This window comes from Asticcacaulis sp., assembly GCF_051954415.1.
Classification (GTDB): Bacteria; Pseudomonadota; Alphaproteobacteria; order Caulobacterales; family Caulobacteraceae; genus Asticcacaulis.
Genome location: NZ_JBQCHT010000036.1, coordinates 83,446 through 94,718 on the forward strand (window position 1 = coordinate 83,446; position 11,273 = coordinate 94,718).

Below are 11,273 nucleotides of genomic sequence, written 5' to 3' on the forward strand. Positions count from 1 at the left end.
AGAATTTAGACTTTCAGACTCGTGGGGCGGCGCTTTGTCCACGATCCTTCGATATGGTCGCGCATGGCTTTTGCGGCAGCTTCGCCATCATGCTTCAGGATCGCCTGGAAGACCTCGGCATGGGCGGCGTGGGTTTCCCGGATATGCTCGACATTAAGTTTGCCTGAATAATTCAGGTTTTTCAGCGCCTTGCCTTGAATACTGTTGATAATGGCTTCACTGAGCTTATCGCCCGAAATGCGCATGATGATGTCGTGGAACTTCACATCCTCATGGACATAGGCGGCCGGCGTCTGGATCAGGCTTTCCAGCTTTTCCATCTGGGCGGTGAGTTCGGCGATATCCTCCCCCGTTGCCTTCTGCGCCGCCTTGGACGCCATGGACGATTCGAGCGTCACGCGGATCTCGACCAGATTGTCGAGATAGGACAGGCCGTCATCACGCTGGAAGAGCGCGCTCAGCACCATCGGATCGAGCAGGCTCCAGTGCGAGGAATCCTGCACGATTGTGCCGCGCCCCTGCTGCGACACCACAAGGCCCTTTTCGGTCATGGCCGTGGTCGCCTCGCGGATAACCGTGCGGCTGACCTCGAACATGTCGCACAGCACGTTTTCCGGCGGCAGGGCCGAACCGGCCGGATAGACCTCGGTCACGATAGCGGTCACCAAATCCTCGACGACGGCGACGGCCAGGCGCGGACGGCGGCGGGCATTACGGGCGGAAAAGGCTACAGTGGTATTCAAGCGTCTTTACCTCAAGAGTCGATTCTTAATCAGCGTAACACGGATCGCGCAAATTCGCAGGGATTTCGCTGGAAGCCCCAGCCACGCACATTCAGCATATGTCATATATTTTTCAAAATCTTGCAAGTCTTATTATAAGGCGATTCAAAGACTTATGATTGCAAAGTAAGGAGATGCCCAATTCAGCCCTTGCCAAGCCTTACCGCCAGTGCTAATTTTCATCATACATATTATAACTCCACATCGCGGGATTTACCGTCTGTGGCGGCGTTGACGAGAAAGACCACAGATGAAGATTACCGGCTATCGCAGCCTCACCACGGTCCATGACTGGGGCCGGCCCATCGGTGACGTCAACGGCCTGGTGCGTTCCGGCATTACCGATGTGCCGATCCTGCTGCTGGAGACCGACGAAGGCATGACCGGTGTCGGCCTGGGCGCCCATGGTGATATCGCGCGTGTTTTTCCGGCGATCGAAGGCGAAGATCCGCGTGCCGTTTCAGCGCTTTACGACCGGATGCTCGCCCATGTGTTCAAAAGCGGCCATGCCGGCGCCACCTATGGCGCCATCGGCGCGGTCGATATGGCGCTGTGGGATCTGAAAGCCAAGATGGCCGGTGAACCCCTTTGGCGGACACTGGGCGCGCGCGCCCGCTTCGTGCCGGGCTACGCCTCCGCCCTGTGCATGGGGCTGGAGGACGATGCGCTGTACGCCCTCTATGGCGAATGGGCCGATCGTGGCTACACCTCCGCCAAGATCAAGGGCGGCCGCGATATCGAGCGCGATATCCGCCGGATGCTCGGCGTCCGAGACGTACTGAAACGGAACAGCCCGCGCCCGGCCATCATGTTCGATGTCAATGAATCCTGGTCACGCAAGCAGGCCGTGCGTCACATTGCCGAAATCGAACACCATCTCGACCTGACCTGGATCGAGGAACCCGTGCGCCGCTGGGACGCCGAGGGCCACGCCGTCATTACCCGTGCCTCGAAGTGCGCCGTGGCGACCGGCGAAAACCTGACGGGGCTGGACCAATACCTCCCCCTCTTTACCGCCGGCGCGGTTGATGTGGTTCAGGCCGGCATGGTGTGGGGCATCACTCATTTCAACCGCGTCGCCGTGGCGGCTCATGCCCATAACCTGCCGGTCTCGCCAGTGGGCTATAATGGCAATCCAGTGGCCCATGCCGCCGCGGCTGTGCCCAACCTGCTGACGGTCGAAGTGCAGGACTGGAAGGTGCCTTACGGCCTGACGATCGACCAGGAAATCGCTGAGGGCGGCATTATCCTGGGCGATGCGCCGGGGCTCGGCATCGAGGTCGATGAGACGGCGATTGCCGCCAAACGCCAGTCCGGTCAGTGGAATATCGCCGGCGGCCCGCATGTGCGGCCAAGCCGCGCGGGCCTGAGGCTGGTGCCGGAAAACTGATAGAAAAGTGTTATCCGCAGATTACGCAGATTACGCAGATTTTTCATAACCCTGATGGATGGTTATGAGGGTGACGTTGAGGATTTATCGGCGCGAAGCGCCATTTAATCTGCGTAATCCGCGTAATCTGCGGATAACTTTCCTGAAACAAATACCGCCCGGAAAAGGGCGTATGGAAAGTAAAGCAGGGATGCATACGACCTCACTCGGAGACAACGGCCCGGCCATATCCGCTCTTGCGCTTGGCGCAGCTTCGCTCGGCAGCGTCTATTCCGAAGTTTCGCAGGCCAATGCCGACGAGACCGTCCGCACGGCGCTGGAACTGGGCGTCAATTTCATCGATGTCGCGCCCTATTACGGCCTGACCAGGGCCGAAACCGCGCTAGGCCACGCCCTCATCGGCGTGCCGCGTGACACTTACGTGCTGGCCACCAAGATCGGCCGCTATGGCGACAAGGACTGGGATTTTTCGCGCGAAGCCACCCTGCGCAGTCTCGACGCCAGCCTCAGCCGGTTGAAATGCGACCGTATCGATATCCTGCAATGCCACGATATCGAGATGGGCGATTATCAACAATTGATCGATGAGGCCCTCCCCACCCTGCATGATCTCAAGCGCCAGGGCGTCATCGGTTTTGTCGGCATCACCGGTTATGATCTGGCCCTGCTGGAAAAGGTCGCGGTCGAGCAAAAGGTCGATACGGTCATGGCCTACTGCACCTATACGCTCCAGGATCAGCGCCTGGCACCGGTGGCCAGGCACCTGCAAGCCCAGGGCATCAGCGTTTTCAATGCGTCACCGCTCGGCATGGGCCTGCTGACCCGGCGCGGCCCGCCCGACTGGCATCCCGGCCATCCCACGGTTCATGCCGCCGCCGCCGAGGCCGCACGGATATGCGCTGAAGCCGGCAGCGACATCTCGAAACTGGCCCTGCAATTTGCCCTGCAAGGCGCCATGAAGAACGGCATGGCAACGACCGTGATCGGTTCCTCCAGCCCGGCCAATATGCGCGATAATGTGGCGGCGCTTTCCGAACCGATAAATCCGGAATTGCTGGCGCAGGTCGAGGCTGTGCTGGCGCCGGTGCTGAACCAGGGCTGGGATGTTCTGGCCGGCAATGGCGGTAAGGCCGGGAAATAATCAATGATCGATTCCCACCTGCACTTCTGGAATCCGGAACACCTGACCTACGACTGGCTGCAATATGTGCCGGCGATCAGCGGTCGTATGGGACCGGAAGACTTCGCGGCGACGGGCGTCCCTCTCGAAGGCACGATCTTTGTCCAGGCCGATTGCGAAGAGACGCTGGATGAGATCGACTGGGTGAATAGTCTCAATTTCCCCATCCTCGGCATTGTGGCCTATGCGCCGCTTGAACTCGGCGACACACCGCATATTCATGCCCTGAAAGCCAAACCGAAAGTCGCCGGCATCCGCCGTAATGCGCAGAATGAGCCGGATGGCTTTATGATATCGGAGGGCTATGTGGCCGGGATGATCGCCGCCACCAGAGCCGGTTTTAGCCTAGATATGTGCATCCGCGCGCGCCAATTGCCGGAGTTGCGCCGGGCATTGGACCGGTTGTTTACGGCAGTTCCGGGCGCGCGGATCATTCTCGACCATCTCGGCAAGCCGGATATCAAGGCGCATGACGCGAACATTTCCGGTGGTGATTGGGCGAATGAAATCAAGGCCCTGTCAGAGCTGCCTAATGTCTTTTGCAAACTCTCCGGCCTGCCGACCGAGGCGGATTGGGAGCGCTGGACGCCTGAGCAATTGCGTCCCTATCTCGATCATGCCCTGACCGCATTTGGCCCCTCACGCTGCCTGTTCGGCGGTGACTGGCCGGTGGTCAAGCTCGCCGGCGGCTATGCGCGCTGGCAGGCCGTGGTGGCTTCGGCCATCGCCCATCTGCCGCAAGATCAGCAAACAGAGGTCTGGTCAGGCACCGCCCGGACCGTCTATCAATTATAAAACCGAGGAAACAATGGACCAGCAACCAACCCTGACCGAAGCGCCCGCCGTTTCCCTATCTGGCATTCCACATGTCGAAGGCGGCCGCCGCTGGCTGTTGCTATGCTCGCTGTTTGTCTGTTTCTTCATGCTGCTGGCGCTCTATTGCGGTGTGCTGGCCGTGCTGCTGCCCAACCAGATCGCCGCGCTTGATCCGGCGCACAAGGTGGAAAACCTCGGCCTGATGTTTTTCGTCACCTCGATCTTCTCAACCTTGACGACACCGATCGCCGGCGCCTTTTCCGACCGTACCCGTTCGAAATGGGGCCGCCGCACGCCCTGGATCGTCGCCGGTTCGGTGGTCGGCGCCATTGCGCTGGCCAGCATCGCCTATATGCCGACCTTCTGGACCATCACCGCCGTCTGGGTCATCGCCGCCATCGCGCTCAACTCCATGCAGCCGGCCCTGACCACCGTGGTCGCCGATCGCTTTCCCGAACATGCCCGTGGCACGGCTTCTGGCTTTGTTGGGGCCGGCATGACCGCCGGCGGCACGGTCGGCATGATCGTCGCCGGGCGCCTGGCCAATAACATGCCGCTGGCCTATGCCGTCTTCGCCGGCGCTATCGCTATTTGCTGCATTGTCTTCGTGATCCTCAACCACGACACCTCGTCGAAGGGTGAACCGCTGGCCAGATTCCGCGCCGGCGATTTCCTGAAAGGGTTCTGGATTGATCCGAAAGCCTATCCCGATTTCTGGTGGGCCTTCGCCGGCCGCTTCACCATCTATATGGGCTACCAGGCCATCGTCACCTACCTGCTCTACATCCTGCAGGACTATATCGGCCTGGGGACCGACCGCGCCAATATCGTCATCGGCACGGTCTCGGCTATCACTTTCGTCTGCGTCATGACCTCGTCCTTCCTGTCGGGTGTGCTGTCGGACTGGATCAAGCGCCGCAAGCCGTTCGTCTTTGCCGCCAGCCTGATCATGGGCGCGGCCCTGGTCGTGCCGCTGTTCTTGCCGAATCTCGAAGGCATGTACGGTTATGCCGCCCTGATCGGGGTCGGCTACGGCGCCTTCATGTCGATCGACATGGCGCTGATGACGCAGGTTCTGCCGAAGGACACCGGCGAGGCCGGCAAGGATCTCGGCCTCCTCACAACGGCCGTCAATATTCCGCAGATCATCTCGCCGGTCATGGCGGCGCAACTGCTTAAATATTTCGACACCGATTACCGGATGCTGTTCATCGCCGCCCTGGTTTTCGTCTTCGCCGGATCATTCTTTGTCCTGCCGATCCGGTCCGTGAAATAGCCTGCCATCTTCACACCTGGTGATTTCAAGCCGCTTCTGCCCTGCGCAGAGGCGGCTTTTTTATCAAACTCGCCAAATAACTCAGACAATAAATTTAATAACAAATCAAAACACATCAAAAAATGATGCAATAATATATATTCAAATCACAGATGTGATCATTTGGTCACAAAACTATTGTCATTTACATTTTGCGCGCAAATCCCGAAATGGGTGCGGATAAACGGCACATTATCCATAAAAATAAAGCCTTATAAGTGGCTTGGGCTTCCGCGGCACACACCTCTTTTTTAGTCGCCGCCCTGAGGTAAATGCGCTAAAATATATGAAAGCCGCATCGGACAGCCGATTTTCGCATTTGAAACCATAACCCCGACCAGTGCCTTTACCAAACCGCAAGATTAAAAACAAATAAATACAGAGAGTTGAAGCGCAAACAGGATGCCTTCAAAAAAGAGAAAACAAACTGGCCCGTTGCAGGCCCTGCCTCGCAGCGGCTTCTTTCCCCTCTGCCTGGGCTGGGTTTATGGAAATGCTATTTTTGTCGGACATATGATGATCATTTGACACACATATTACCTTGAAATAGTGTCAGGCCATCAGCCCCTCACATAAGGGGGCGACCAAGGAAGGAAATCATGTCCAGGAAACTCGTATTATTGGCCGCCACAGCCCTCTCCGCCGCCGCGATCGTCGCACCGGCCTTTGCTCAGGATGCTGCCCCGCAAACCGACACGCCGGCCGCCGCCGCGCCTGACGAATCCCAGGTCGTCATCGTTCGCGGCATCCGCCGCTCCATGAAGGCCGCCATTGATATCAAGAAGGCCGCCATCAATACGGTCGATTCGATCGCCGCCGAGGATCTCGGCAAGCTGCCCGACCAGAACGTCGCCGAATCGCTGCAACGTATCCCCGGCGTGACCATCGAGCGCAACCGCGGCGAAGGCCGCTATGTCTCGGTGCGCGGCTTTGGGCCGAAGTTCAACGCCGTCACCGTCAATGGCCGCACGCTTGCCACCGATAATAACGGCCGCGAATTCTCCTTCGACGTCCTGCCCTCCGAACTGATCGCCGGCGCCGATGTCTACAAGTCGCCCCAGGCCAATATCAACGGCGCCTCGATCGGCGCCACGGTCGATGTCCGCACCCTGCGTCCGCTGGATCAATCGAAGAGCTTCACCGCTGCCGCTTCGATCGGCAGCCAGTGGGCCGAACTGGCCGACACGCAGAACCCGGAAGCCTCCGGCGTCATGAGCTGGCGCAATGACGCCCGCACCTTCGGCGTCGCCCTTTCCGCCTCCTATATGGACCAGGAAGTCCGCGACGATGAATTCACCATCGGCGCCGGCCACGTCCATCGTTCGAGCCCGCCTACCGACCACGTGTGTGGCACTCAGCCTGGGGATGACTGCTACTTTAATGGCCGGCTCGGCCCGGATGTGGCCCCGTTTAGCCATCTCTCCATGCCGTCAAATCTGTCGCCCTTCTTCTTTATTCGCAAGAAGAAGATGACCGGTCTTAATGGCTCGGTGCAGTGGAAGCCGGTCGAAAACCTGACCCTGACCCTCGATACCCTCTACTCCAAGGCGGACATCACCGAGGATCAGACGGGCCTGGCTTATGACTTCTCCGGCGGCACGCTGGTCGAGCAGGTCGTGCAGGGCAATGAAGCCGTCTATCAGCGCTATACCGGCGGTACGGTCGACCAGATTTTGCAGCACGATACGCGTGACGTGACCACGACCATGGTCGGCTTCAACGCCGCCTGGAAAGCGACCGACACCCTGACCCTCAGCTTCGACGCCTCGACCTCCAAGGCCCAGCGCCGCGGCAAGGAAGACAGCGACTTCACCACCATCCGCCGCAAGAACATGGACCTGTGGTTCGATCGCCGCAGCGGCAGCCCGATCTATGACTACGGCTTCACTTCACCGAACTACGCCAACGCCTCAACCAACCCGCAGGGCATCACCGCCCACTACTATATCTGGGGCGGCGGTTCGGATATCGACGACAAGACCAACGAGTTCAAGCTCGACGCCAAGTGGGCGCCCGAAGGTGCGGTCACGCTTTATGCCGGCCTGGCCAGCGAACAGCGCACCAAGACGATCACTACCAATTCCATGCCGTTCGGTCAGCAGTGTGCCTATTGCGGCTCCGATCGCGTCCTGCCGGAATCGCTGTTCTCCAACACCAATATGGACTTCTTCTCCAGCCACAGCGGTAATATCATCCGCGACTGGGTAGCCTATGATCCGATCGCCCTGATCAATCAGGTCAAGCAGTTTGCCGACGCAGACGGCAAGGCGTTTGCCCCCGGCGTCTTCGATCCCTCCGGTTCGTCGGTCGTGGATGAAAAGGTCACCATCGGCTACCTGATGAGCGATATCCGCACCGAGATGGGCGGTATGCCGCTGTCGATCAATGCCGGTGTCCGCGTCGAGGACACCAACTACACCTCGTCCGGCGCCTCGCGGACCGTTCTTTCCGCCGTGCCGAACGGCGCCGGCCAGAACATTATCACCGTGTCGGACGTTGTGCCGGTCAGCTTCGATGGTCACTACACCGATATCCTGCCCTCGCTGAACGCCAAGCTGAGTCTCACCGACGAACTGATCGCCCGCTTCTCCGCCTCCCGCGTTCTGACCCGGCCAACCCTGTCGGACCTGTCGCCGAAGCAGTCAATCCAGACCAATCCCGGCAACGAGACGATCAAGCGCGGCAATCCGGACCTGCAACCCTTCCGCGCCTCGCAGATCGAAGGCGGCCTGGAGTGGTACTTCAACCGCCTGTCCCTGCTGTCGTTCAACGCCTTCTACAAGAACATCGACTCGTTCGTAACCCTGACCACCACCCCGCAAAAGGTCGATCAGGTCACCTTCCAGGTCACTGTGCCGACCAATGGCAATGGCGCCGTGGTCAAGGGCTTCGAACTGGGCTACCGTCAGGTGTTCTCCGACCTGCCGTCGCCGTTTGACGGCCTGGGCGCCCAGGTCAGCTACACCTACGCCGAAAGCGACGCCAACTACGTCAATGCCGTGGCTAACGTCTCCTACGGCCTCGAAGGGCTCTCCAAGGACAGCTATACCCTGGTCGGCTTCTATGAAAAGTATGGCTTCCAGGCCCGTCTCGCCTACACCTGGCGCGACAAGTTCCTGCAGGTCGCTTCGGGCCGTAACGGCGAGCCGGAATATTTCGACGCCTACGGCCAGCTCGATGCCGGTGTCTCCTACGACATCAACGACCATTTCACCGTTTATGTCGATGGCCTGAACCTGACGGACGAGAACGAGTTCATCTACTCGGTCACGCCCGACCGGACCAAGGAATACCGCACCACCGGCAAGCGTATCTCCGCCGGCATCCGCTTCCGTTACTAAGCTTTCTCCCCGACCTGCTGTCTGTTGCGTAATTGTCCGGACCTGTATTCACCCGTTTTACAGGTCCGGTGACAGAGGCCCCCTGGCCCGCCCTTCTCCGGAAGCGGCGGGTCTTTTTTGAAGCAAGGAGCGCGGCCCCTTGACCCATAAATCTTGGCGCCGCCGGAGATTAAATGTCGTCTTTGGCATTTGGGGTTGACTTAAAACTATGCCTTACCTAGAACAATTCATAATATGTATTATGTAATGGAGTCATTTATGGGACGCCTGACAGGCAAAACCGCCTTTATTACCGCCGCCGGCCAGGGCATGGGCCGCGCCGCCGCGGAAGCCTTTATCGCCGAGGGCGCCACCGTTATCGCCACCGACGTCAAGCTCGAATTCCTGGAGGGTCTGGAAGGCGCGATCTGCCGCCAGCTCGATGTCACCGATCCCGTCGCCATCAAGGCGCTGGCCGCCGAATTCCCGCGGGTCGATGTGCTCTATAATTGCGCCGGCTATGTCCACGCTGGCACCGTCCTGACCACGGATGAAGCCGCCTGGAACTTCAGCTTCTCGATCAATGTCACCGCTATGTTCCACACGATCCAGGCGTTCCTGCCGAAGATGCTGGAGCGCAGAAGCGGCTCGATCATCAACATGGCTTCGGTCGCCGCTTTCAAAGGCGTAGCCAATCGCCTTGCTTATGGTGCGTCGAAAGCGGCTGTGGTCGGCCTGACCAAGTCGGTCGCCGCCGACTTCGTGGCGCAAGGCATTCGCTGCAACGCCATCTGTCCCGGCACCATCGATACGCCCTCGCTCCAGCAGCGGATGCGCGATACCGGCGATTATGAGAAGGGCCGCGCCATGTTCCTGTCGCGCCAGCCGACCGGCCGCCTGGGCACACCGGAAGAACTGGCCGCCTTTGCCGTTTATCTCGCTTCCGACGAATCCAGCTTTACGACCGGCCAGGCACACATTATCGATGGCGGCTGGCTCAACTAGCAAGGGGCGCGGCCCCGTGACCCGTTACTCGACTGCGTTGAACCACGCCTCCCCGTCTCTATTCAGGATTACAAAATGAAACTGCTCCGCTTCGGCCCGTCGGGCGCTGAAAAACCCGGCCTTCTGGATGCTCAAGGCCAGATCCGCGACCTATCCGGTGTGGTCGATGACATCGCCGGTGACGTGCTCTCCGCCGACGGTCTGGCGAAGATCGCCGCCATCGATCCGGCGACCCTGCCGCTGGCCCCGGCCGGTTCGCGCTACGGCCCGTGCGTTGGCCGCGTTGGCAAGTTTATCTGTATCGGCCTGAACTATGCCGACCATGCCGCCGAATCCGGCCTGCCCGTGCCGGATGAACCCGTCCTGTTCATGAAGGCCACCTCCGCCATTGTCGGTCCGAACGACGAGGTACTGAAGCCGCGCGGCTCGACCAAACTCGACTGGGAAGTCGAACTCGGCCTCGTCATCGGCAAAAAGGCGTCCTACGTGTCCGAAGCCGAGGCACTCGATTACGTGGCCGGTTTCTGCACCATCAATGACGTTTCGGAGCGCAACTTCCAGACCGAGCGCGGCGGCACCTGGGACAAGGGCAAGGGCTGCGACACGTTCGGCCCGACCGGTCCCTGGATGGTGACGCGCGACGAGGTGCCCGATCCGCAGCAGCTCGACTTGTGGCTCGAAGTGGACGGCCACCGCTATCAGAACGGCAACACGCGGACGATGGTGTTTGGCGTGGCGCAACTCGTGGCGTATCTGAGCCGCTGCATGAGCCTGCAACCGGGCGATGTCATTTCGACGGGCACGCCGCCGGGCGTGGGGCTGGGCATCAAGCCGAACCCCATCTACCGCAAGCCCGGGCAGACCATGCGCCTGGGCATTGCCGGCCTGGGCGAGCAATTGCAGCGCACGGTCTCGGCCGGCTGACGCCTAACCCTCCAGCTCGGCAAAGCGCTGCGCGACGAGGTTGCGCAGCCACTGGTTGCCGGCGTCCTGATGGAAACGCCGGTGCCAAAACACATTCGTCTGCAGCGCCGGCAGCTTGAGCGGCGGCGCCACAAACTCCAACCCGAACGGCGGCGCCGCGCGCTCGGCCAGCTTGCGCGGCACCGTCACCACCAGGTCGGTCGTGCTGACGATGTACGGCACCGCCACGAAGTGCGGCACCGAAAAGCGCGCCGACTGCGTTATCCCCGCCTTGTCCAGCAGCGGCCCGATCGCGTTGTACGGGCTGGCCGAACTTGCCACCACGAGGTGCGACGCGGCGCGAAAGCGCTCCAGCGTCAGCTTGCCCTCCGACAGCGCATGACCGCGCCGGAACATCGTCACGTAATCCTGCTGGAACAGGCGGCGCTGGAAGATGCTCTCGCCGGAAAGATCATCGAACGCGCCAATGGCAAGGTCGATGGCACCGGCCTCCATTTCGGCCTTCATGTCGAACCCGCCGGCCCGCATGGTATCGAGGCGC

General features: G+C 60.2%; 9 protein-coding genes. 7 read left to right on the forward strand and 2 right to left on the reverse strand.

Annotation, left to right across the window (positions count from 1 at the left end; all coding sequences use genetic code 11):
* Window positions 1–5: 5 nt before the first annotated feature.
* Window positions 6–743 (reverse strand): FadR/GntR family transcriptional regulator, encoded by a 738-nt coding sequence (locus ACTHND_RS14205; RefSeq protein ID WP_440178605.1) that lies wholly within the window; start codon window positions 741–743, stop codon window positions 6–8.
* A gap of 289 nt (window positions 744–1,032) precedes the next feature.
* Here ACTHND_RS14205 and ACTHND_RS14210 point away from each other — a divergent pair, with 289 nt between their 5' ends.
* The 7 genes from ACTHND_RS14210 (at window position 1,033) to ACTHND_RS14240 (ending at window position 10,732) form a co-directional block, all read left to right on the forward strand.
* Window positions 1,033–2,172: a mandelate racemase/muconate lactonizing enzyme family protein gene (locus tag ACTHND_RS14210; RefSeq protein WP_440178606.1), complete on the forward strand. Its 1,140-nt coding sequence runs from the start codon at window positions 1,033–1,035 to the stop codon at window positions 2,170–2,172.
* 172 nt (window positions 2,173–2,344) lie between these two features.
* The gene (locus tag ACTHND_RS14215; protein WP_440178607.1) at window positions 2,345–3,313 is read left to right on the forward strand and encodes an aldo/keto reductase; all 969 of its coding nucleotides are present in this window, start codon (window positions 2,345–2,347) and stop codon (window positions 3,311–3,313) included.
* A gap of 3 nt (window positions 3,314–3,316) precedes the next feature.
* Window positions 3,317–4,147 carry an amidohydrolase family protein gene (locus tag ACTHND_RS14220; RefSeq protein ID WP_440178608.1) on the forward strand — a complete coding sequence of 277 codons (831 nt, stop codon included), beginning with the start codon at window positions 3,317–3,319 and terminating at the stop codon, window positions 4,145–4,147.
* Between the two features lie 13 nt (window positions 4,148–4,160).
* Window positions 4,161–5,444, forward strand: coding sequence for an MFS transporter (locus tag ACTHND_RS14225; RefSeq protein WP_440178609.1), 1,284 nt, complete (start codon window positions 4,161–4,163; stop codon window positions 5,442–5,444).
* A 638-nt stretch (window positions 5,445–6,082) separates the two neighbouring features.
* Window positions 6,083–8,824 (forward strand): TonB-dependent receptor, encoded by a 2,742-nt coding sequence (locus ACTHND_RS14230; RefSeq protein WP_440178610.1) that lies wholly within the window; start codon window positions 6,083–6,085, stop codon window positions 8,822–8,824.
* Between the two features lie 258 nt (window positions 8,825–9,082).
* Window positions 9,083–9,808 (forward strand): SDR family oxidoreductase, encoded by a 726-nt coding sequence (locus ACTHND_RS14235; protein WP_440178611.1) that lies wholly within the window; start codon window positions 9,083–9,085, stop codon window positions 9,806–9,808.
* A gap of 75 nt (window positions 9,809–9,883) precedes the next feature.
* Complete coding sequence (locus ACTHND_RS14240; protein WP_440178612.1) at window positions 9,884–10,732, forward strand: ureidoglycolate lyase; 849 nt, start codon at window positions 9,884–9,886, stop codon at window positions 10,730–10,732.
* A gap of 3 nt (window positions 10,733–10,735) precedes the next feature.
* Here ACTHND_RS14240 and ACTHND_RS14245 read toward each other — a convergent pair.
* The coding region (locus ACTHND_RS14245; RefSeq protein WP_440178613.1) for a LysR substrate-binding domain-containing protein at window positions 10,736–11,273 on the reverse strand (538 nt) is incomplete at its 5' end.